Here is a 21,732-nt window from a genome sequence, read left to right on the forward strand (position 1 = left end):
CCCGATTGCCCCCCGACGATTAAGGACCTCCCGATTGCAGGCTACGAAGTGGCCGAGATCCACCCCGACTATATAAAAACGGCCAGTTCTCCGGACCGGCGCCGTCCGTCGTCCGGCGTCGGCCCTGCGGTTTCACCCGATCTATATCGGAATATTTATACAGACAAATACCTTTTGGAGTTAGGCTTAAGTGTATCGGAAACTCACTAATTAAATACTATCGGTGGCCGTCCGCCGCCGTACCCACCCTGGCGCCCCGCATCGGTTCAGTCGTCGACGACGTTCTCAGTCGCTCCCCGCGGGAGAAGCAGCGGTTACGCGCACGGGTGTGGTAAAAGACCACACATGTCACGCTCCGATCGAAGTTCGGTCGCCCCGCCGCGTCCGCCCCTGGCGGGAGCCGCGACTGCGGCGTCGGGGAGCGGTGGTCACCCGGGCGGACGCGTCCCGACACCGCGGGTTCGGCCCCGCGCTCTCCCCTCGTCGGCGACGGCGACGGGTCGGTACACCGCGCGGAGGACCGCGGCGGCGGCCGGCAACGGGGTGGGCAACCAACCGACCGTGATACAATGACAGGAGACATCGACACACTCGAAGCGTTGAGCGAGGAGTACCAGGAATCGGTTCCGGAGGACCTGCGCGACACGAAGTCGTTCGACTGGTACCTCGACGAGGTGTACGACGACCCGAAGATCGCCCGCAACGCACACCAGCGCGTCGCGGACATGTTCGACTACTACGGCACCGAGTACGACGAGGAAGCCGGCGTCGTCGAGTACAAGATGGTGTCCGAGGACCCGGTCAACGACGGCGAGAACACCTTCTACGGGAAGGTGATCCACCAGGCGATCCACGAGTTCGTCAACAAGGTGAAGTCCTCGGCACGCGGCCTCGGACCGGAGCGCCGCATCAAACTCCTGCTCGGTCCGGTCGGGTCCGGCAAGTCCGCGTTCGACCAGCAGGTGCGCCAGTACTACGAGGACTACACGATGCGGGACGAGGGCCGGATGTACACGTTCCGCTGGACGAACCTCTGCGACGTCATCGACGACCAGGACCCCGCCGACGACACGGTCCGGTCGCCGATGAACCAGGACCCGCTGGTGCTCGTCCCGCAGGAGCAGCGCGAGTCGATCATCGACGACCTCAACGAGCGCCTCGACGCGCCCTACTCCATCCGCAACGAGCAGAGCCTCGATCCGGAGTCGGAGTTCTACATGGACCGGCTGCTGGCCCACTACGAGGACGACCTCCAGCAGGTGCTCTCGAACCACGTCGAGGTCGTCCGCCTCGTCGCCGACGAGAACAAGCGCCAGGGGCTGGAGACGTTCGAGCCCAAGGACAAGAAGAACCAAGACGAGACGGAACTGACCGGCGACGTCAACTACTCGAAGATCGCCGTCTACGGCGAGTCCGACCCGCGGGCGTTCGACTACTCGGGGGCGTTCTGTAACGCCAACCGCGGCATCTTCTCCGGCGAGGAACTGCTGAAGCTCCAGCGGGAGTTCCTCTACGACTTCCTGCACGCGACCCAGGAGCAGACGATCAAGCCCAAGAACAACCCCCGGATCGACATCGACCAGGTGATCGTCGGGCGGACGAACATGCCCGAGTACAAGGACAAGAAGGGCGACGAGAAGATGGAGGCGTTCAACGACCGCACCAAGCGGATCGACTTCCCGTACGTCCTCTCCTACGAGCAGGAGGCCGAGATCTACCGGAAGATGCTGTCGAACGCGGACGTGCCCGACATCAACGTGGAGCCCCACACCCACGAGATGGCCGGCCTGTTCGGCGTCCTCACCCGGATCGAGGAGCCGGACACCGAGACCGTCGACCTCCTCCAGAAGGCGAAGGCGTACAACGGCGAGGTCGACGAGGGCGACGACATCGACGAGAAGAAACTCCGCGAGGAGGCCGAGGCGAAAGCCGAGATCGGCGAGGGCATGGAGGGCGTCTCGCCCCGGTTCATCGGCGACGAGATCGCCGAGGCGATCATGGACTCGAAGCACCGCGAGCGCGGGTTCCTCTCGCCGCTGACGGTGTTCAACTTCTTCGAGGAGAACCTCGAACACCACGGCTCCATCCCCGAGGAGAACTTCGATACGTACTACCGCTACCTCGAGATCGTCCGCGAGGAGTACAAGGAGCGGGCGATCGAGGACGTGCGCCACGCGCTGGCCTACGACATCGACGAGATCGAGCGCCAGGGCGAGAAGTACATGGACCACGTGATGGCCTACATCGACGACCAGACCGTCGAGGACGAGCTCACCGGCCGCGAGCAGGAGCCCGACGAGACGTTCCTGCGCGCGGTCGAGGAGAAGCTCGACGTGCCCGAGGACCGCAAGGACGACTTCCGCCAGGAGGTGTCGAACTGGGTGTCCCGTCGCGCCCGCGAGGGCGAGGCGTTCAACCCGCAGGACAACGAGCGCCTGCGCCGCGCCCTGGAGCGGAAGCTCTGGGAGGACAAGAAGCACAACATCAACTTCTCGGCGCTGGTCTCCAGCAACGAGTTCGACGACGACGAGCGCAACGAGTGGATCGACGCGCTCATCGAGCAGGGGTACAGCGAGGAGGGCGCTCGCGAAGTGCTCGAGTTCGCCGGCGCCGAGGTCGCCAAAGCCGAGATGGAGGACTGATGAGTCGCGGCGACGAGTTCGTCAGCGAGGCCGACCGCGCGCTCGAGGACACGTACGAGGAGCCGATGAGCCTCGACGAGTACGTCGACGCGGTGTTCGAGACGCCGCGGATCGCCTCGCACGCGAGCAAGTACCTCCTCGAAGCGATCGAGGCCGCCGGCACCCGGACCGTCGTCGAAGAGGGCGAGGAGAAGGAGCGCTACCGCTTCTTCGACGACCCGCACAACGACGGCGAGCACGCCGTGCTCGGCAACACGGAGGTGCTGAACGCCTTCGTCGACGACCTCCGCTCCATCGCGGCCGAGCGCGCCAAAGACGAGAAGATCGTCTGGTTCGACGGGCCGACCGCGACCGGCAAGTCCGAGCTCAAGCGGTGTCTGATCAACGGCCTGCGGGAGTACTCCAAGACGCCCGAGGGGCGGCGCTACACCGTCGAGTGGAACGTCGACACGGCCGAGGACACGCGCGGGCTGAGCTACGGCGGCGACTCGCCGGTCGACGAGGACCACTGGTACGAGAGCCCCGTGCAGGCCCACCCGCTCTCCGTGTTCCCGGCGGAGGTCCGCGAGAAGCTGCTCGAAGACCTCAACGAGTCCAACGACGATCACCTCGACATCCGGGTCGACCAGCGCCTCGACCCGTTCTCTCGGGAGGCGTACGAGTACCTGGAGGAGCAGTACCGCCGCCGCGGGGACGCGGAGCTGTTCTCGACGGTCGCGGACTCGTCGCACCTGCGCGTGAAGAACTACGTCGTCGACGTGGGGCAGGGGATCGGCGTCCTCCACTCGGAGGACGAGGGCCAGCCCAAGGAGCGGCTGGTCGGCACCTGGATGCACGGGATGCTCCAGGAACTCGACTCCCGCGGCCGGAAGAACCCGCAGGCGTTCTCCTACGACGGCGTGCTCTCGCAGGGCAACGGCCTCCTCACGGTCGTCGAGGACGCCGCTCAGCACGCCGACCTGCTCCAGAAGCTGTTGAACGTGCCCGACGAGCGCACGGTCAAGCTCGACAAGGGGATCGGGATGGACATCGACACGCAACTGGTCATCATCTCGAACCCCGACCTGGAGGCGAAGCTGAACCAGCACGCCGAGAAGAACGGGATGGACCCGCTGAAGGCGCTCAAGCGCCGCCTCGACAAGCACGAGTTCACGTACCTGACGAACCTCAGCCTGGAGACCGAGCTGATCCGGCGCGAACTGACCAACGAGACGGAGGTCTGGGACGCCGAGGCCGACGACGTCGTCGAGCGGAAGATCGCGGAGCCACTGACGATCGAGGTGAAAGACGCCGAGGGGACCCTCCGCGAGCGAGAGCTCGCGCCCCACGCCGTCGAGGCGGCTGCGCTGTACAGCGTCGTCACTAGGCTCGACGATGAGGACCTCCCGGCCGGGCTCGACCTCGTGGACAAGGCGATGCTGTTCGACCGCGGGTACCTCCAGGACGGCGACGAGCGCCTGGAGAAGGAGGACTTCGAGTTCGAGGACGACGCGACGAACGGCGAGCACGGCATCCCGGTCACGTACACCCGCGACGCGATCGCCGACCTGCTGCACGAGGTGCGCGACCGGCACCACCCCGAGCTGAACGTCGAGGACGTGATCATGCCCCGCGACGTGCTGAACGCGATGGCCGAGGGGCTGACCGACGCGCCGGTGTTCTCGCCGGGGGAGCGCACCGAGTTCGAGAACCGGGTCGTGCCCGTCAAGAACCACGTCTTCCAGGAGCAGGAGACCGACGTCGTCGACGCGATGATGCGCGACCGGCGGGTCGACGAGGAGACCGTCGCCGAGTACGTCGAGCACGTGTACGCGTGGGCGACCGACGAGAAACTGGAGAACGACCGCGGCGAGCGCGTCGACCCGGACCCGCTGGCGATGAAGGTGTTCGAGACCGAGCACCTCGGTCGGTTCTCGCCGGAGAGCTACGACGGCAACGAGCCCTCGCCGGCGGTCCGACAGTTCCGCACGGACAAGGTGATCACGGCGCTGAACCGCCACGCCTGGGAGCACCGCGACGAGGACTTCTCCGTCGCCGACGTCGACCTGACGGAGATCCCGATCATCAGGAGCGTCCTCGAGTCCCACGACTGGGACGACGTGGCGCGGATCTTCGAGGACTTCGACCCGCGGCAGTGGGACGACCCGCCGAGCGGCACCGAGACGGCCGCGGTCAAGGAGGAGACGATCGAGAACATGGTCGAGATGTTCGACTACACCGAGGCGTCGGCCGAGCTGACGAGCAGACACGTCATGGCACAGGTGAGCTACAAATGGGACTGAAAGACGACCTGGAACGGTTCTACGAGGTCGGGGAGGAGCGCCGCGAGGACCTCGCGGACTTCATCCAGTACGGCGACCTCGGACAGAGCCTGCCGTCGGAGATCCGGGTCCCGATCAAGATCGTGGACCTCCCGGAGTTCCAGTACGACCAGCGAGACCAGGGCGGCGTCGGGCAGGGCGACGCCGACGTGGGCGACCCCGTCGGCCAGCCGCAGCCACAGCCCGGCGACGGCGACGAGGAGGGAGAGCCCGGGGAAGAGGGCGGCGAACACGAGTACTACGAGATGGACCCCGAGAAGTTCGCCGAGGAGCTCGACGAGGAGCTCGGCCTCGACCTCGAACCCAAGGGGAAAAGCGTCGTCGAGGAGAAGGAGGGACCCTACAAGGACCTCACGAAGACCGGCCCCGACAGCACGCTCGACTTCGAGCGGATGTTCAAACAGGGGCTGAAGCGCAAGCTGGCGATGGACTTCGACGAGGAGTTCATCACCGAGGTGCTAAAAGTGGAAGGCGTCGGCCCGCAGCGGGCGTTCGAGTGGGCCCGCGGCGAGTCGATCCCCGTCTCGAAGGCGTGGCTGGACGAGCGCTACTCCGACATCCCCGAGGGCGAGCGGGGCGAGTGGGAGAGCATCGAGGAGGTCGAGGCCAACGTCGAGCGCGAGGACATCAAAGAGCAGATCCGCCGCGACGGGATCGACCACGTCCCGTTCCGCCGCGAGGACGAGCGCTACCGCCACCCCGAGATCATCGAGGAGAAGGAGAAGAACGTCGTCGTCGTGAACATCCGCGACGTGAGCGGCTCGATGCGCGAGAAGAAACGCGAGCTGGTCGAGCGGACGTTCACGCCGCTGGACTGGTACCTGCAGGGGAAGTACGACAACGCCGAGTTCGTCTACATCGCCCACGACGCGGAGGCCTGGGAGGTCGAGCGCGACGACTTCTTCGGCATCCGGTCGGGCGGCGGGACGAAGATATCGTCGGCCTACGAGCTGGCGGACCAGCTCCTGGAGGAGTACCCCTGGAGCGACTGGAACCGCTACGTGTTCGCGGCCGGCGACAGCGAGAACTCCTCGAACGACACCGAGGAGGGCGTCATCCCGCTGATGGAGCAGATCCCGGCGAACCTCCACGCCTACGTGGAGACCCAGCCGAGCGGGAACGCCATCAACGCCACCCACGCCGAGGAGGTCGAGCGCCACTTCGGCGAGGACAGCAACGACGTCGCGGTGGCGTACGTCACCGGACCGGACGACGTGACCGACGCCATCTACGAGATCCTGAGCACGGAGGAGGAAGAATCGTGACTACCACGGAGGACCCATGAGCTTCGACCGCTACGAGGCGCGACGGATCGCCGCCGAACTCCAGCAGCCGGTCGACGACGCCAACGAACTGGCCGAGCGGCTCGGCCTCGACCCGTACCCGGTGAACTACTGGATCGTCGACTACGACGAGATGAACCAGCTCATCGCCTACGACGGGTTCCAGCGCCGCTACCCGCACTGGCGCTGGGGGATGAAGTACGACAAGCAGCGCAAGCAGGACCGCTACGGCGGCGGGAAGGCGTTCGAGATCGTCAACAACGACAACCCCTCGCACGCGTTCCTGCAGGAGTCGAACGACCTCGCCGACCAGAAGGCGGTGATCACCCACGTCGAGGCCCACGCCGACTTCTTCGCCAACAACGAGTGGTTCGGCATGTTCGCCGACGACCTCGACGCGGCGGCGATGCTGGAGCGCCACGCGCGCAACATCAGCGACTACATGCAGGACCCCGACATCGACCGCGCGGCGGTCGAGGAGTGGATCGACAACCTGCTGACGCTCGAGGACAACATCGACCAGCACCAGGTGTTCGACCCCGAGGTGCTCGCCGAGACCGACACCGGCGCGGACCCCGACGGCGACCTGAGCGAGCAGCTCTCGGAGCTCGACCTCTCCGACGAGGTCCGCGAGGAGGTGTTCAGCGACGAGTGGCTCGAACGCCAGAGCGACGACGGCGAGCCGGTGTCGTTCCCGGACGAGCCGGAGAAGGACGTGCTCGCCTTCCTCCGGGCCCACGGGAAGCAGTACGACGAGGAGGCGGGGAAGGCCGCCGAGATGGAGCCGTGGCAGCGCGACGTGCTCGACATGCTGCGGGCGGAGGCGTACTACTTCGCCGCCCAGAAGATGTCGAAGGTGATGAACGAGGGGTGGGCCGCCTACTGGGAGTCGATGATGATGGGCGAGGAGGCGTTCGCCGACGCCGACGAGTTCATCAGCTACGCCGACCACCAGGCCCGCGTCCTCGGGTCGCCCGGCCTCAACCCGTACAGCCTCGGCAAGGAGCTGTGGGAGTACATCGAGAACACGACGAACCGGCGCGAGGTCGTCGAGACCCTGCTCCGCGTCGACGGCATCTCCTGGCGGAACTTCACCGACACCGTCGACTTCGGGCGCGTGCTGGAGGCCTTAGAGCCGCCGGAAGCGCTGGACTCGATCTCCTCGGACTCGCTCGACGAAGTCGCCGACCTGCCCGACGAGTACGTCGACCGCGAGGCACTCGACCGCGCACGCGAGGGGGAGATAGACGTCGACCGCCACCCCTGGAAGGTGCTGACCTACGAAGGGCTGGCCCGGCGGCACTACTCGCTAGTCAAGCGCCAGTACCGCGGCTTCCTCGGGCAGATCAGCCAGAGCGACCTCGAACACATCGGGCGGTACATGTTCGACGACGCGGTGTACGACGACGTCGACGAGGCGCTCGCCGACGTGAACTTCACGCGGGGCTGGGACCGGATGCGCGAGATCCGGGAGAGCCACAACGACGTGACGTTCCTCGACGAGTTCCTCACCCAGGAGTTCGTCGACGAGAACGAGTACTTCACCTACGAGTACTCACAGGCCGCGGGGCAGAACCGCGTCGCCAGCACCGACTACGAGGACGTCAAGAAGAAGCTGCTGCTGCAGTTCACCAACTTCGGCAAGCCGACCATCGCCGTCTACGACGGCAACTACAACAACCGGAACGAGCTGCTGCTGGGGCATCACTACAACGGCGTCATGCTCGACGTCCAGCAGGCCAAGCGAACGCTCGAACGCGTCTTCGAGCTGTGGGGTCGCCCGGTCAACCTCATGACCATCGTCAAGGAGGTCGACGAGCACGACGTGGAGGTCGCGAAGCGCCGCGACAAGGAGCCCGACCCCGAGGAGACCGGGAAGCTGCTGCGCTACGACGGCGAGGAGCACACGGTCGAGGACCTCCCATGGGAGGAGGTCGAGGACATCGCCGCGAGCGACGTCGACTACGACACCAAGCCGGACGAGTGGCTGGCCTGAACTAACCTTTTCCCGTCGCCGGGCGTCCTCCCGGACATGGCCGACCGCTTCTCGGTGGAGACTGACGCCCGCCTGACGACCGTCGACGTGACCGACCGCGTGGCCGCGGCCGTGCCCGACGACGCCGACGGGGTGTGCACGGCGTTCGTGCGCCACACTACCGCCGCGCTCGTCGTGCAGGAAGACGAGTCGCGGCTCCGCGGCGACGTCGAGGACTTCCTGTCGGACCTCGTCTCGGACGAGGGCCACGCCCACGACCGGCTGGACGGCAATGCGGACTCGCACCTCCGTGCGACCCTCCTCGGCCCGGACGTGAGCGTCCCCGTCGCGGACGGCGACCTCGAACTCGGCACGTGGCAGTCGATACTGCTGGTGGAGTGCGACGGCCCGCGGACGCGCGAGGTGGCGGTCGCGACGGCGGAGTAATCAGCGCGTCCCGTCACTCGACCCGCCCGAACGCGTCGATCTGGTGGGCGACGTACGTCAGTTCGCCCGCGGCGACCTGCTCCCTGCGCCGGCGGCCCCAGCGCTCCCTGTCGGCGTCGTCGACCGCCGGGTGCTCGGCGAGCGCGTCGTCGACGAACCCCAGGATGCGCCGGAGGAAGTACGCTTCGTCGTCGGGGTACGCGCCGCCGGACGTCGCCCGCTCGCCCGTCGATCGCGGGCGGACCACCCAGTCCGACCCGCCGGCGTCGAGCAGGGTGACGCCGTCGCGCCGCCGCGCGGCGTCGAGCAGGTTCCGGCCGGCGCGACTGCTCCCCTCGCCGTCGCGGATCCGGTCCATGTGCTCGTGGTAGCAGCGCTCGATCGCGTCGTCCAGCGAGCGGTCGACGGTCGGCTGAAAGATCGTTCCGCCGTCGAAGGTGAGCGGGAAGTACCAGCACCCGCCGGGCGCGAGTGCGGCGCTCAGATCGGTGAGCGCCCGCTCCGCGCCGACGAGGTCGACGAACGACTGGCCGACCAGCAGGTCGAACCGCGACCGGTTGTCGGCGGCGAACGCGAACGCGTCGGCGGTCTCGAAGCGAACGGTCGTCTCGCGGTCCCCCCGGCGCACCCGCAGGGGGTCGCGGGCGGCGATCTCGAACCCGGCCGCCGCGAGGCGCCGGGGGACGCGCTCGCGGGCCGCGTCGACGACGGCCGGGTCCGCGTCGACCGCCACGTACTCGCCGACGGAGAGCGGGAGCGACAGCAGGCGGTCGAGCGCGTTGCAGAGGCCCGCACCGACCGAGAGGGTCGTGAAGTCCTCGCAGTCGCCGAGTTCCTCGACCAGTCGCTCCTCGACGCGGCGGTTGCGCGCCCGGTCGTCGACGGGGCCCTTGGCGGCGAGGTATCGCGGGCGGTCCTCTGACGCGTCGGCGGGCGCGTCGTCCATAGGCGTCCGTCGACCGGCGGCGGCAAATGTCTATGCCCCGGCCGCGTCCGCGGTCGTCTCCCCGGTCGACGCCTCCCCGTTCGCGACGCAACGGAGGAAGTCCCGGGCACGAGCCATGCTCTCGTCCCACGAAGGATGGGCCTCGGAGCGGTCGCGGGCAGCGAGGCTCCGATCGCGGAGGCGGCCGCGGTCGTCCCGGAGGTCGCGGAGTGCGGCCGCCAGCGCGGCGGGGTCGTCGGGCGGGAGGAGCCGCCCCGTCTCGCCGTGCTCGACGATGGCCGACGCGCCGCCGGCGGTCGTCGCCAGCGCCGGCAGGCCGAACGCCATCCCTTCGAGGTAGACGATGCCGAACCCTTCGTACTGGGAGGGGACGGCGAGAACGTGGCTCCGCGCGAGGACGCCGGCGAGGTTGCGGTCGGACAGGCGGCCGCGGAACCTCGTCCGGTCGGCGACGGAGAGGTCGGCGGCGAGTCGGCGGCAGCGCTCGGCGTAAGCCGGATCGACGGTCAGGTCCCCGACCGCGTCGAGCCGCCAGCCCTCCCGCGGGAGGCGCGCGACACCCCTGAGGAGCGCGTCGAGGCCCTTCCGCGGGACGACGTTGCCGACGAAGGCGATCCGAAACGGGTCCTCGCCGGCGCGCTCGCGGATCCGCTCGCGCGAGGGCAGGTCGCCGAACCGGTCGACCGCGGGCGGGGCGACCGCCGTCGGCACGTTCGCGAGGGCGCGCACGTCGCGCCGGGTCGCCTCGCTGACGCAGAGCGCGGCGTCGACTCCTCGGAGGAACCGGCGCTCGACGGCGCGGTAGGCCGCCCGGAGCGGCCGCGGGTGTCGCTCCCGGGAGCGCAGGTGGTGGACGACGGCGACAGTCGGTGCGTCGACCCGGGCGACGACGCCCGCGAGCGACGGGTGACAGAGCTCGTCGACGACCAGCAGGTCGTACCCACGGAGGCGGCGGCGTACCCGCGGCGAGAGGTTGTGCGCGAGCGCGGCGCTCCAGGGCCGCCACGGGAGTTCGATCGGCTCGACTGCGTGGCCCGCGTCCCGGAGCGCCGCGGCGAGGCGACGGTCGTAGCGAAACCCGCCGGAGGTCGCCCCGAGGTCGCCGTAGACGACGAGGCCGACGCGCATCAGAGCGCTCGCCGATTGCTCACTTCGGCGACGTCGTCCTCGCGGACGGTGACGGTCATCGTCTCAGCCGCCGGCGCGTCGACGCGGTCGGCGACGCGGTCGCCGAACGCGGCAGCGAGGCGCTCCGCGCTCGGGTTCCCCTCTATCTCGGGGAGGTCGTTCAGCGTCGCGTCGCGGTAGCGTTCGGCGGCGGCCTCCACGGCCTCGACGGCGTCGTCGATGTCGAGCAGGTAGCCGTACTCGCCGAGTTCCGACCCGGCGAACTCCACCGCCGCGGTGAAGGTGTGGGAGTGGAGGTCGCCCTCCGGTCCGGGGTCGGGAACGGTCAGGTAGTGCTGTGCCACGAACGTCTCGGAGACGGTGACTGTGTACATCAGTACGTGAGGAGGACTCCGATGGCCTCGTCCGGCCGTTCGTCTAGCAGGCGGTACGCCTCGGACGCGTCCTCGATCGGCACTCTGTGCGTGATCAGGCGGTCCACGTCGATCCGGTCGAGCCGGTCCCACGCCGTCTCGATCCGGCGCTCGCTCGTCCAGCGGCCGCGAAGCTCCGGGTCGACGGTGCTCACCTGGCTGCTCATTAGCTCGATGCGGCTGCGGTGGAACCGGCCGCCCAGATCGAGGTCGGCGCGCTTGGTGCCGTACCACGACCCGACGACGACGCGCCCGTCGAACCCCGTCACGTCGATCGCCCGGTCCAGCGCGGCGGGGTCGCCCGACAGCTCGACCGAGAGGTCGGCGCCGTCTGCCCCCTCGCCGTCGTCGCCGCGCAGTCGCTCGACCACGTCGTCGCGGGCGGGGTCGACGCTCTCGTCCGCGCCGAGCGCCTCCGAGGTCGCGCGCCGCGTCTCGTAGCAGTCGGCGGTGCGAAGCGACGCCAGCGGGAACGAAGCGAGGACGGCGGTGGTGAGCAGGCCGACGACGCCCTGGCCGAAGACGGCGACCCGCTCGCCGACGCGCGGACGGGCGTCCAGTGCGAAGTTCACCGCGGTCTCGACGTTCGGCAGCATCGCCGCCTCCGCGTCGGAGCGCTCCTCCGGCACGGGGATCAGGTCGTCCGGGCCGGCGACGAAGTGGCTCTCGTGCGGGTTGAACGCGAACACGCGGCGGTCGCGCCACGCCTCGTCGACCTCGCGGCCGACCTCGGCGACCCGACCGACGGCCGCGTAGCCGTACGACAGCGGGAAGGAGAGGTCGCCCGCCAGCGCGTCGATCGTCTCGTCGGCCTCCATCTCGGTCGGCGCTTCGCCCCGGTAGATCAGCAGTTCGGTGCCCGGGCTGATCGCCGACGCGGTCGTCTCGACGAGCACTTCGTCGTCGTCCGGGTCGGGAACCGGACGCTCGCGCACTTCGACCGACCGCGACGCAGTGAAACGGAGCGACCGGCCCGTCATCGAACGCCCCCGCCGTCGGTCTCTTCCCGTCGCGTCCTCTCCCGTCGTCTCTCTCCCGTCATCGGTCCCCCTCCCCTCGTTGCCGCTGTCCCGGTCATCGGCCCCGTTCCGGCGCACGGCGGTCGTATCCGGTGCGGCGTCTGCGGCGGTGCGAACCCGTCACGCACCGTCCTACGGCCTCGCCGACCATTGTTCTAGTCCCCGCGCCCGAGCAGTTCGGCGGTCGACGGGCCGAGCGAGTACGCGCCGGTGCCGAGGGCGGCCACGCCGAGGGCGGCGACCAGCGCCGCGAGGTTGGCCGCGTTCGGGCCGCCGAACGCGGCCGCCGAGACCATGACGACGGCGAGGACGAGGCCGGCGACCCGCCCGAGCGTTCCGACGGCGACGAGCGCCGTCGTCACCGCCTCCGTCGCGCCCACGACGGCGACCATCGCGGTCGGGGCGGGGACGCCGAGGCTCTCGAAGAAGGCGACCTGCCCGCCGTAGTCGATCGCCTTTTCGAGGGCGGCCGGGCCGACCACGGCGAGCACGACCGCGCGGAAGAGGAGCGGGAGCCACCGTCGGACCGTGTCGCCGTCGGTCATCGGTCCGCACCCCGGCAGAGCGCGCGCCAGTCGATCCAGAATCCCCAGAGGAACGGGACGAGCGCCGCGGTCGCGACTGCCCACGTCGCCGGCGGCCCGACGACGGGCAGGAGCACGGCACCCACCACGAGCATCTGAACGACCGCGAGGACCCGCCGCCGGGCGCTGTCGGGCAGGTCGTGGACCGGCAGGCCGCGCCGGCGTCGCGCCGCGGCGCCGGCGGCGAAGGCGTAGCGTGCGAGGCCGGCGAGAAGGTACCACGGCGGCAGCTGTCCCCAGACGATCCCCACGAGGACGCCGACGAGCAGCCCCAGCGAGTCGAACTCCACGTCGAGGAAGGTGCCGAGTTCCGTCACGCGGCCGAGCCGCCGGGCGGCGACGCCGTCCGCGCCGTCGAGGGCGACCGCGGCGAGGAAGAGAGTCCCCGGGACCCAGACGAGGCCGCCGGGCGCGTCGACGAGGAGGAAGCCGCCGACGCCGGCGACGAGCAGCCCCCGAGCGAGCGTCACCGCGTTGGCGACGCCGAGGTCGGGGAGCAACGGCCCGCCCGGGCCGCGCCGGTTCCGGCCGAGGCCGTAACCGAGCAGTGCCAGTTCGACGGCGACGAGCGCGAGCGTGACCGCGGTCCAGCGCGCGACGCGGCCCGACGGCCAGAGGGCATCGAGGGCGACCGCGGCCGCGCCGAGCGCGCACGCCGCGAGGGCCGCCGTTCCGGTCCAGCGGAGCCACAGCGACGCGCGCCGGGACCGGCGTGACGCGTCGCGGTTCCGGAATCCACTCACCCGTTACTGTACGACGAGATCGGTGTTAAATTTCGGCGTCGGGGCGGCAGAACCAGAGGTCGCCGTCCGCGTCGACGGCGTACCCGCGATCGCGGAACAGCGCCCGGACCGCGTCCTCGCGGTCGCTCGTCCGCGGCCCCGGCCCGCCCTCGACGGGGTGTACCTCGACGACCGCGGTCGGCCGGTGGCGGGTCAGCGTCTCGCGAGCGCCCCGGAGGAGTTCGAGGGCGTGGCCCTCCACGTCGACTTTCAGGAAGTCCGGCGGCGGGACGGTGCCGTCGGCGACCAGTCCGTCGAGGCGGCGAACTGGCACCTCGACGGCGTCGCGCGCTTCGGCCTCCCAGCGGCTCGCGTTGAACCGCTCGAACGAGGAGAGTTCGGGGTACGTGGAGCGGTAGAACGTCGCCGTCCCGTCCTCGTCGGAGAGGCCGACTCGGTAGGTAGTCACTCGCCCCACGGGGTCCGTGGCCGCGTCGTTCGCCTCCAGCCGGCGGAACGTCTCCGGGGCGGGTTCGAACGCGGCGACGCGACAGCCCGGGTCGCTCGCCAGGCCGAGCGCGTAGGCGCCGACGTTCGCGCCGGCATCGACGACGACGTCGTCAGGACCGGCCGCCTCGGCGAGGCGGGCGAGCGCGGCATCGCGCCCGTGGCGGTTGAGCGGGTCGTACGTCCGTATCTCGCCCGCTGCCGTCCGTTTCGGGGTCGCGAGGAGTTCCCGCTCGTAGTTCAGCCGGGCGAGCCCGTAGTACGCCCCGTATCCGAGGCGTCGGAGCCGGTAAAACGCTCGGCGAGCGGCGCTCGCAGCCGTCGAGCGGGGGTCCATCGGTTCGGCGTTCGGCGGGCGGCGTGTTGTAGCTTACCGTGATTAGTGATTTGTTATCTTTTCCCAAACACTTACCATCCGAAGGTGATATAAATGTACGTATGAGTACGGATCGACCCGCTGACGGCGCGCTCGTCGACTGGTACACGGACAACATCGCGGAGCCGCACACCTCCGACGAGGCGTACGGCTACTGGGCGTTCGTCGTCGGGTCGGTGCTGGGGGTGATCGGGTTCGCCCTCTTCCTCCTCTCCACGACGGCGACGAAAGGGACCAGCGCGTTCTGGACGTATCGGTCGCTGTCCTTCTCTATCGGCGCGCTCGCGCTGCCGGTGCTGATGTACGGGTTCATCGTCGTGCTCCCGCTGCGCGAGCGAGCGACGCGAGTGGCGTATCTGGGTCTGGCGGTCAGTCTCCTCTCGGTGATCGGCTTCCTCTTCGCATATCCGAGCAGCTGGAACGTGGACACCGGGGACCTGAGCCCGATCATCATCTCGGGGTACGCGCTCGGCATCGGCATCGAAGTCGTCGCCGCCTTCCTGTTCCCCGCCGTCTCGGACGAACCGGCACCGGCGGCCGCGACCGGCCCTACGGCGGCCGAAACGACCGCGGCGCCCCCCGAGAGCAAGGCGACGTTCGAACTGTACGAGGACCGCAGGAGCGAGTACCGCTGGCGGCTCCGCCACGACAACGGCAACGTGATCGCCGACGGCGGCGAGGGGTACACCGACGAGCGAAACGCGAAGAAGGGCATCGAGAGCGTCCGACGGAACGCGCCGGGCGCGGACCTCGAGCGCCTGGAGTCACCGCCCGCCGCGGCGAGCGACGCTGGCGCCGCGACCGACGCGCCGGCTGGTGAAGCCGCGCACGCCGGCGACGCCGCGACGGGCGACGCGACCGAGGACGACGCCGCCGAGGACCCGGCCGATGCGCTACCGGACCCCGACGACTCGCCGTCCGACGGGTCGACGGTCGAGATCTACGAGGACCGCGGCGGCAACTGGCGCTGGCGGCTCCGCCACGACAACGGGAACGTCATCGCCGACGGCGGCGAGGGCTACGCCTCCCGGCGCGCGCTGGAAGCGGCGGTCGAGCGCCTGACCGGCCGCGTGGCCGACGCCGACACGCTCGAACACGACCCCGCGGCGTTCGAGATCTACCGCGACAACGCCGACGAGTGGCGCTGGCGGCTCCGCCACCGCAACGGCCGGATCCTCGCCGACGGCGGCGAGGGCTACGCCTCCCGGAGCAACGCCGCCGAGGCGGTCGACCGCGTCCGGGACCGGGTCGAGGCCAAGCCCGAGTTCTACGAGGACGCCGCGAGCGAGTACCGCTGGCGGCTGAAAGCCGGGAACGGCGAGATCGTCGCCGACAGCAGCCAGGGGTACGCCGCCGAGCGCGGCGCGGAGAACGGCTTCGAGCGCGTCCGCGAGTACGCGCCCGAGGCCGACACGCTGACCTTCGACCCCCTCGGCTTCGTGGTGTACGTCGATAAGGCGGGCGAGTACCGCTGGCGGCTCCGCCACCGCAACGGCAACGTCGTCGCCGACGGCGGCGAGGGCTACTCGTCGAAGCAGAACGCGAAGAAAGGCATCGCCGCGGTGCAGCGGACCGCGGCCGACGCCGACGTCGTCGATCGATAGCGCCGTTCGTCGCTTTTCTACGGCCGAGACGGCCGATGCGCACACGCTTATCGGGATGGCCGACAGATCCACGGGTATGCGCGCAGTTCGCTATCACGAGCACGGCGGTCGGGACGTACTGCAGGTCGACGAGGGCGTCGAGCGACCGAAACCGGGCCGGGGAGAAGTGCTCGTCGCGGTGTCGGCCGCGGCGGTCAACCCCGTCGACACCTACTTCCGTGAGGGCTCGTACGAACCCGCCGAACTCCCGATGGTACCGGGATCGGACTTCGCGGGCGAGGTCGCGGCCGTCGGAGACGGCGTCGAGGAGTTCGCGGAGGGCGACCGCGTGTTCGGCACCGGCCTCGGCAACGACCGGCAGGGGACCTGCGCCGAGTACGCCGTCGCGCCGACGGACCGGGTCGCCCCGCTGCCCGACGGTATCGGCTTCCGCGAGGCCGCGGGCGTCGCGCTCGTCGGCGTGACGGCGTGGCGCGCGCTAATCGACCACGCCGGCCTCGAACCGGCCGAGCGCTGCCTCGTCCACGGCGGGAGCGGCGGCGTGGGCCACGTCGCCGTCCAGATCGCCGCTGCGGCGGGCGCGTGCGTGACGACCACCGCCGCGCCGGAGTACCACTCCGGCATCGAAGCGCTCGGCGCGGACGACGTGCTCGACTACGACCGCAACGACCTCGCGGACGCGGTCCGGGCGGCCGGCGAACCGGCCGCGATCCTCGACCACCGCCTCGACGACTACCTGCAGTTCGACGCGGACGTCGCCGCGAAGCACGCCCGCGTGGTCGGCATCGGCGGCAACAGCCCCGAGAGCGGCTTCTCGAACACGCCCGCGGCGCGCTCGAAGGAACTCCGGATCCACCTGATGAGCATGTTCAACACGCCGGACTTCCGCGCCGTGCTGGACCGGCTCGCCACGCTCATGGCGCGGGGCGACCTCACCGCCGAAATCGCCGGGATCTACGACCTCGACGAGGTCGGCGAGGCCCACCGCGCCGTGGTCGAGGACAGCGTGTTCGGCAAGCTCGTCGTCGAGCCCTGAGAGGGACTGTTCCAGGTCGTTCCGGTACTCCGCCGACGCGATGTCGGCGAATGCCGGTGAACAGTTACAACGGTCCCCCTGAGCCCACCGTTTTATTCCGCTCGCGGCCGTCGTGAAGGACATGTCCGTGAGCTTCGACTTCGACGGTCGCGTCGCCGTCGTCACCGGCGCGAGCGGCGCGCTGGGCAGCGCTGTCGTCGACCGCTTCCGCGACGCCGGTGCGACCGTCTGCGCGCTCGACGTGGTAGCGCCAGACGAGGAGGACGCGATGCTCGACCCCGACGACGACACCCACTTCTACGAGGCCGACCTGACCGACGAGGACGCCGTCGAGTCGGTCGTCGAATCCGTCATCGACGACCACGGCCGCGTCGACGCGCTAGCCAACATCGCCGGCACCTGGCGCGGCGGCACGCCGATCGAGGAGACCGACGCCGACGAGTTCGACTTCCTGCTGGACGTGAACCTGAAGTCGGCGTTCTTCGCGTCGAAACACCTCATCCCCCACCTCCGCGAGTCGGAGGGCGCGATCGTCAGCGTCAGCGCCCGCTCCTCGCTGGAGGGCGGTGAAGGCGACGGCCCATATCGCATCTCGAAGGCGGGCATCCGCCTGCTCACCGAGACCGTCGCCGAGGAGAACGAGGGGGATCTGCGGGCCAACGCTATCATGCCCAGCGTCATCGACACGCCGATGAACCGCGAGATGATGCCCGACGCCGACCACGAGTCGTGGGTCGACCCCGCGGACATCGCGGACGTCGTCGCGTTCCTCTGCAGCGACGGCGCGAGCGTGACGAGCGGGGCCGCGGTGCCCGTGTACGGCGAAGCCTGAATGACACACGGACGAACGAATGTGAGTCCGAGGGATTCAGGCTTCGTAGAGGCGTAGTTCTCCCAGGGAGGATCCGAGGTTCCCCCGAGGACCGGGGCCGTCGAGTCCGGCCTCGACGTCCTGTCTCGCCGCCTACGACGACAGGTAGCGCAGCGTGTGCTCGACCACGGCCGTGCGGTTCTCGTTGAACGAGTGGTTCTCGCCCGGGATCACCGTCATGTCGCCGTCCCCGACCGCGTCGGCGATCCGCCGGCAGTCGTCGACCGAGACGCCGCGGTCCTCGTCGCCGACCAGTATCCGGACGAGAACGTCGACGTCGAGGTCCTCGATACCGATCAGGACGTCCTCGCTCTCGCCGACCTCTTCTCCGGGATCGTTCGCGGCGGCCGCATCGACGCCGACCTCGACGGCGGGAGCCCACAAGAGCAGCCGGTCCACCGCGTCGAGGTCGTGGCTCAGCGCGACGCCGCCCCCGAAGCTCTTCGCGATCAGGTCGACCGTCGAACAGCCGTTCGACCGGAGGTAGTCGACGGCAGCGTCGACCTCCGCGTGCAACTCGTCGAGGGACTTCGCCTCCAGTTCCTCGCGGGACTCCCAGGTCTCGACCCGGAAGACCCGCTTTCCGGCCCCGGCGAGTTCGTACGCGACGATGTCGAAGACGTTGCCGAACGGACCGTGACCCGCGCCCGGGAGCATCACGACCCCTCGTCGGCGGACTCTTCCTGCGCTGTCAGCCGCGCTTCGTACGTCTGCGATCCGACGTCGAGTTCGATCAGTTCGATACCCACTCCCAGAAGGATCCCAGCCCTTACTAAAAATAATCCGGGGTCGTTACGACAACTTGTCCCTCGGCCGCCGTACCGGCGGATTACCGGCGCGTCGGAGCGCGCGGTGCGTGGTCGTGTGTTCCTGATTACCAAATCACCCGGAGAAGGCCAGATATATCACCGATAACGCTGGTTCTCTCGTATAGCTATGGCAGAACGAGAAGTATGGGGCACCCGGATCGGGTTCATCCTGGCGGCGGTCGGCAGCGCCGTCGGGCTGGGCAACATCTGGCAGTTCCCCTTCAAGACGGCAACGTTCGGCGGGGCGGCGTTCCTCGTCGTGTACCTGCTCGCTGCGGTCGCCATCGGCCTCCCGGCGATGCTCGCGGAGTTCGTCATCGGCCGGCGGTCGAACCTGAACGTCGTGAGCGCGTTCCGCGGGTTAGGGTACCGGAAGTGGCGGTTCGTTGGCGTCCTCGGCCTGTTGACGGGGTTCTGGATCCTCTCGTACTACTCGGTCGTCGGCGGCTGGGTGATCCGCTATCTCCTCGGGAGCGTGACGGGCGCGTACTTCGGCGACCCCGCCGGGTACTTCGGGACGATCAGCTCCGGGATGGTGACGGTCGGTTTCCACGCCGCCTTCATGGCGATCACCGTCGGGATCGTCGCGTTCGGCATCGAGGACGGTATCGAGAAGGCGACGAAAGTGATGGTACCGAGCATCGTCGTCCTGCTGCTCGGCCTCGCGGCGTGGGCGGCGACGCTGCCGGGCGGCGCCGAGGGCTACCAGTTCTTCCTCTCGCCGGACCTGAGCGACATCGCCGAGAACTGGCGCGACATCGTCCCGTTCGCGGTGGGTCAGGCGTTCTTCTCGCTGTCGCTCGGGATGGGCGCGATGATCACCTACTCCTCGTACCTCGGCGCCGACGACAACCTCGGACAGGACAGCCTCTCGATCGTCGTGTTCAACACGTTTGTCGGCGTCCTCGCGGGCCTCGTCGTGTTCCCGCTGCTGTTCGCGCAGGGGGTCGAACCCGGCGAGGGCGGCGCCGGGGCAGTGTTCATCAGTGTCGCGCAGGCGTTCTCGGAGTTGCCGGCCGGCCGGTTCCTCGGCGTCGTCTTCTTCGGCGTCGTGCTCATCGCCGCGCTCTCCTCGGCGATCAGCCTGCTGGAGGTCGTCACGTCCTACGTCGTCGACAACTACGACGTCTCGCGGCCGGTGACGGCGACCGGTCTCGGCCTGGTGCTGTTCCTCCTCGGCGTCCCGTCGGCGCTTGACATCGCGGTGTTCACCTGGTTCGACGCGGTGGCGTACGGCGCTCTGCTACCGCTGTCCGTCCTCCTCGTCCTCGTGTTCGTCGGGTGGGTTCTGGCGGACGAGGCGCTCGACGAACTCCAGAAGGGAACGGCCGGCATCCCGACGCTCGGTCCCGTCTGGCTGTGGACGGTGCGCGTCGTCGTGCTCGTCGCCGTGCTGGGGACGCTCGTGCTCGGCGTGCAGGGGCTCGCGGACGACCCGGGCATCCTCCCGCCGATCTGACGTAAACACACTATTTTTGATGTCTATTCCTCGCCGATAGCACCGCCGAAACCGGACTCACACGCATAACATCGGATAATACCATCACGTAGTTGATGGAACGCGGTTCGGAACTCTCTTTTACGCACCCGAGGGATTGATCACCAGTGACACGCGAATCCTGGACGACGCGGACGGGCTTCATCCTCGCCGCCGTCGGGAGCGCCGTCGGCCTGGGGAACGTCTGGCGGTTCCCCTGGATGACGGCCGAGAACGGCGGAAGCGCCTTTCTGGTGCTTTACCTCGGACTGGTCCTGTTCGTCGGCGTCCCCGGTCTGGTCGCTGAGTTCGTCATCGGTCGACGCTCCAGACGAAACCCCGTCGGCGCGCTCTCCACGCTCTCGGAGTCGGATCGGTGGGGGATCGTCGGCCTCCTCCCGGTCGTCACGACGGTGTTTCTGCTCTCGTTCTACAGCGTCGTCGGGGGCTGGATCCTCCGGTACTTCGTCGCCAGCGCGACCGGCGCGTACTTCGACGCTCCCGGCGCGTACTTCGACGCCGTCGCCTTCGGCCCGTCGGCCGTCGCCTACCACGTCGTGTTCCTGCTGCTGACGGCGGCCATCGTCGTCGCGGGCGTCCGGCGCGGCATCGAGGCGGCGACGAAGGTGATGATGCCCGCCATCGTCGTGCTCCTGGTCGGCCTGGCGGCGTGGGGGACGACCCTGTCCGGGTCGGGCGACGGCCTGACCTACTTCCTCTCGTTCGACGCCGCGTACCTGCGGAACAACTTCTTCGACGTGCTTGGGGCTGCCACCGGGCAAGCGCTTTTCACCCTCTCGGTCGGCGCGGGGACGATGATCACCTACGCCTCCTACATCGGCGAGGACCGGTCGCTCCCGGCCGACAGCGCGGTCATCGCCGTGTTCAACACGAGCGTCGGCGTCGTGGCCGGCCTCGTCGTCTTCCCGCTGCTGTTCGCGCAGGGCCTCCCCGTCGGCGAGAGCGGCCCCGGCGCGCTGTTCGTCAGCCTCGCGAGCGCCTTCTCGACGCTGCCGGCGGGCCGCCTCGTCGCCGTCGTCTTCTTCGGCGTGATGACGCTCGCGGCGCTGTCGAGTTCGATCAGCATGCTGGAACTGCCCGTCGCCTACCTCGTGGACGAACACGGGTTCGGGCGGCGGCGGGCGACCGCCGCGATGTCGTCCGCGTTCCTCGTGTTCGGGACCGTCAACGCGCTCCGCCCGGCGATCTTCGACTTCGTCGCCTCAACGCTCGTCGACCTGCTCCTGTCGCTCGGCCTGCTCTGTTTCCTGCTGTTCGCCGGGTGGGTGCTGGGGACGGAGGCGGTAGAGGAGTTCCGGAACGGCGCGGGGCCGCTCGGGCGCTCGCTCGGGTCGCCGTGGCTGTACGTGGTCGGCGTCGCGCTCCCCGTCTTCCTCATCTTCACCGTCGTCACCGGGATCCTCGGCGCCGTGAACGTCTCGCTGGGGTCGACGGTGGTCGTCGCCCTGACCGCCGTTCTGGCGGCCGCGGCGTTCGTCGCCCTGCGCCGGTCTCGATCCGTGCTGTAGCGGGGAACGGTCTGCGGCTTACAGAAACCTTTTCCCTCCGCTG

At 69.2% G+C, this 21,732-nt stretch carries 18 protein-coding genes; 10 read left to right on the forward strand and 8 right to left on the reverse strand.

The features are described from left to right. The first annotated feature begins 569 nt into the window (after positions 1 to 569). The 5 genes from D8670_RS13795 to D8670_RS13815 are packed head-to-tail and all read left to right on the forward strand — an operon-like array spanning position 570 to position 8,668. Positions 570 to 2,642 (forward strand): PrkA family serine protein kinase, encoded by a 2,073-nt coding sequence (locus tag D8670_RS13795; protein WP_121818707.1) that lies wholly within the window; start codon positions 570 to 572, stop codon positions 2,640 to 2,642. Next, a complete protein-coding gene (locus tag D8670_RS13800; protein WP_121818708.1) occupies positions 2,642 to 4,924 on the forward strand; it encodes a PrkA family serine protein kinase in 2,283 nt (760 codons plus the stop codon). The genes D8670_RS13795 and D8670_RS13800 overlap by 1 nt, the downstream gene beginning before the upstream one ends. Continuing rightward, positions 4,915 to 6,228, forward strand: coding sequence for a YeaH/YhbH family protein (locus D8670_RS13805; RefSeq protein ID WP_121818709.1), 1,314 nt, complete (start codon positions 4,915 to 4,917; stop codon positions 6,226 to 6,228). The genes D8670_RS13800 and D8670_RS13805 overlap by 10 nt, the downstream gene beginning before the upstream one ends. A gap of 16 nt (positions 6,229 to 6,244) precedes the next feature. Next, on the forward strand, positions 6,245 to 8,242 hold the full coding sequence (locus D8670_RS13810; protein WP_121818710.1) for a SpoVR family protein: 1,998 nt from the start codon (positions 6,245 to 6,247) through the stop codon (positions 8,240 to 8,242). A 36-nt stretch (positions 8,243 to 8,278) separates the two neighbouring features. Continuing rightward, entirely contained in the window at positions 8,279 to 8,668 is a 390-nt protein-coding gene (locus D8670_RS13815) for a secondary thiamine-phosphate synthase enzyme YjbQ (protein WP_121818711.1), read from the forward strand. A gap of 13 nt (positions 8,669 to 8,681) precedes the next feature. On the opposite strand, the gene D8670_RS13820 is transcribed toward D8670_RS13815, so the two are convergent. The 7 genes from D8670_RS13820 to D8670_RS13850 all read right to left on the reverse strand — a co-directional run bounded on the left by D8670_RS13820 (position 8,682) and on the right by D8670_RS13850 (position 14,324). After that, positions 8,682 to 9,614 (reverse strand): class I SAM-dependent methyltransferase, encoded by a 933-nt coding sequence (locus D8670_RS13820; protein ID WP_121818712.1) that lies wholly within the window; start codon positions 9,612 to 9,614, stop codon positions 8,682 to 8,684. Between the two features lie 30 nt (positions 9,615 to 9,644). Beyond that, on the reverse strand, positions 9,645 to 10,742 hold the full coding sequence (locus D8670_RS13825) for a glycosyltransferase family 4 protein (protein ID WP_121818713.1): 1,098 nt from the start codon (positions 10,740 to 10,742) through the stop codon (positions 9,645 to 9,647). Then, on the reverse strand, positions 10,742 to 11,116 hold the full coding sequence (locus D8670_RS13830; RefSeq protein ID WP_121818714.1) for a 6-pyruvoyl trahydropterin synthase family protein: 375 nt from the start codon (positions 11,114 to 11,116) through the stop codon (positions 10,742 to 10,744). The genes D8670_RS13825 and D8670_RS13830 overlap by 1 nt, the downstream gene beginning before the upstream one ends. Next, positions 11,116 to 12,135: a zinc-dependent alcohol dehydrogenase gene (locus D8670_RS13835; RefSeq protein ID WP_121818715.1), complete on the reverse strand. Its 1,020-nt coding sequence runs from the start codon at positions 12,133 to 12,135 to the stop codon at positions 11,116 to 11,118. The genes D8670_RS13830 and D8670_RS13835 overlap by 1 nt, the downstream gene beginning before the upstream one ends. A gap of 194 nt (positions 12,136 to 12,329) precedes the next feature. After that, positions 12,330 to 12,719 (reverse strand): DoxX family protein, encoded by a 390-nt coding sequence (locus tag D8670_RS13840; protein ID WP_121818716.1) that lies wholly within the window; start codon positions 12,717 to 12,719, stop codon positions 12,330 to 12,332. Then, positions 12,716 to 13,501 carry a CDP-alcohol phosphatidyltransferase family protein gene (locus D8670_RS13845; RefSeq protein WP_121818717.1) on the reverse strand — a complete coding sequence of 262 codons (786 nt, stop codon included), beginning with the start codon at positions 13,499 to 13,501 and terminating at the stop codon, positions 12,716 to 12,718. The genes D8670_RS13840 and D8670_RS13845 overlap by 4 nt, the downstream gene beginning before the upstream one ends. A 25-nt stretch (positions 13,502 to 13,526) precedes the next feature. Then, entirely contained in the window at positions 13,527 to 14,324 is a 798-nt protein-coding gene (locus D8670_RS13850) for an FkbM family methyltransferase (protein ID WP_121818718.1), read from the reverse strand. A 101-nt stretch (positions 14,325 to 14,425) separates the two neighbouring features. On the opposite strand from D8670_RS13850, the gene D8670_RS13855 reads away from it, so the two are divergent. The 3 genes from D8670_RS13855 (at position 14,426) to D8670_RS13865 (ending at position 17,835) form a co-directional block, all read left to right on the forward strand. Further along, positions 14,426 to 15,967 (forward strand): HVO_2922 family protein, encoded by a 1,542-nt coding sequence (locus D8670_RS13855; RefSeq protein ID WP_121818719.1) that lies wholly within the window; start codon positions 14,426 to 14,428, stop codon positions 15,965 to 15,967. A 76-nt stretch (positions 15,968 to 16,043) separates the two neighbouring features. Beyond that, on the forward strand, positions 16,044 to 17,003 hold the full coding sequence (locus D8670_RS13860) for an NADPH:quinone reductase (RefSeq protein WP_121818720.1): 960 nt from the start codon (positions 16,044 to 16,046) through the stop codon (positions 17,001 to 17,003). Positions 17,004 to 17,124: 121 nt separating this feature from the next. Further along, a complete protein-coding gene (locus D8670_RS13865) occupies positions 17,125 to 17,835 on the forward strand; it encodes an SDR family oxidoreductase (RefSeq protein ID WP_121818721.1) in 711 nt (236 codons plus the stop codon). Between the two features lie 132 nt (positions 17,836 to 17,967). Here D8670_RS13865 and D8670_RS13870 read toward each other — a convergent pair whose 3' ends face one another. Further along, positions 17,968 to 18,531 (reverse strand): alpha/beta fold hydrolase, encoded by a 564-nt coding sequence (locus tag D8670_RS13870; protein WP_121818722.1) that lies wholly within the window; start codon positions 18,529 to 18,531, stop codon positions 17,968 to 17,970. Positions 18,532 to 18,810: 279 nt separating this feature from the next. Here D8670_RS13870 and D8670_RS13875 point away from each other — a divergent pair, with 279 nt between their 5' ends. Together D8670_RS13875 and D8670_RS13880 are read left to right on the forward strand one after the other, a co-directional pair. Next, positions 18,811 to 20,142: a sodium-dependent transporter gene (locus D8670_RS13875; protein ID WP_121818723.1), complete on the forward strand. Its 1,332-nt coding sequence runs from the start codon at positions 18,811 to 18,813 to the stop codon at positions 20,140 to 20,142. A gap of 146 nt (positions 20,143 to 20,288) precedes the next feature. After that, the gene (locus tag D8670_RS13880; protein ID WP_121818724.1) at positions 20,289 to 21,689 is read left to right on the forward strand and encodes a sodium-dependent transporter; all 1,401 of its coding nucleotides are present in this window, start codon (positions 20,289 to 20,291) and stop codon (positions 21,687 to 21,689) included. Positions 21,690 to 21,732: the final 43 nt, after the last annotated feature.

It is taken from the genome of Halostella limicola (assembly GCF_003675875.1).
In the GTDB taxonomy this organism is placed as follows: domain Archaea; phylum Halobacteriota; class Halobacteria; order Halobacteriales; family Natronoarchaeaceae; genus Halostella; species Halostella limicola.

Coding starts and splice junctions, on each gene's coding strand:
- D8670_RS13795 (WP_121818707.1), top strand. CDS start 570: ATGACAGGAGACATCGACACACTCGAAGCGTTGAGCGAGGAGTACCAG.
- D8670_RS13800 (WP_121818708.1), top strand. CDS start 2,642: ATGAGTCGCGGCGACGAGTTCGTCAGCGAGGCCGACCGCGCGCTCGAG.
- D8670_RS13805 (WP_121818709.1), top strand. CDS start 4,915: ATGGGACTGAAAGACGACCTGGAACGGTTCTACGAGGTCGGGGAGGAG.
- D8670_RS13810 (WP_121818710.1), top strand. CDS start 6,245: ATGAGCTTCGACCGCTACGAGGCGCGACGGATCGCCGCCGAACTCCAG.
- D8670_RS13815 (WP_121818711.1), top strand. CDS start 8,279: ATGGCCGACCGCTTCTCGGTGGAGACTGACGCCCGCCTGACGACCGTC.
- D8670_RS13820 (WP_121818712.1), bottom strand. CDS start 9,614: ATGGACGACGCGCCCGCCGACGCGTCAGAGGACCGCCCGCGATACCTC.
- D8670_RS13825 (WP_121818713.1), bottom strand. CDS start 10,742: ATGCGCGTCGGCCTCGTCGTCTACGGCGACCTCGGGGCGACCTCCGGC.
- D8670_RS13830 (WP_121818714.1), bottom strand. CDS start 11,116: ATGTACACAGTCACCGTCTCCGAGACGTTCGTGGCACAGCACTACCTG.
- D8670_RS13835 (WP_121818715.1), bottom strand. CDS start 12,135: ATGACGGGCCGGTCGCTCCGTTTCACTGCGTCGCGGTCGGTCGAAGTG.
- D8670_RS13840 (WP_121818716.1), bottom strand. CDS start 12,719: ATGACCGACGGCGACACGGTCCGACGGTGGCTCCCGCTCCTCTTCCGC.
- D8670_RS13850 (WP_121818718.1), bottom strand. CDS start 14,324: ATGGACCCCCGCTCGACGGCTGCGAGCGCCGCTCGCCGAGCGTTTTAC.
- D8670_RS13855 (WP_121818719.1), top strand. CDS start 14,426: ATGAGTACGGATCGACCCGCTGACGGCGCGCTCGTCGACTGGTACACG.
- D8670_RS13860 (WP_121818720.1), top strand. CDS start 16,044: ATGCGCGCAGTTCGCTATCACGAGCACGGCGGTCGGGACGTACTGCAG.
- D8670_RS13865 (WP_121818721.1), top strand. CDS start 17,125: ATGTCCGTGAGCTTCGACTTCGACGGTCGCGTCGCCGTCGTCACCGGC.
- D8670_RS13870 (WP_121818722.1), bottom strand. CDS start 18,531: ATGCTCCCGGGCGCGGGTCACGGTCCGTTCGGCAACGTCTTCGACATC.
- D8670_RS13875 (WP_121818723.1), top strand. CDS start 18,811: ATGGCAGAACGAGAAGTATGGGGCACCCGGATCGGGTTCATCCTGGCG.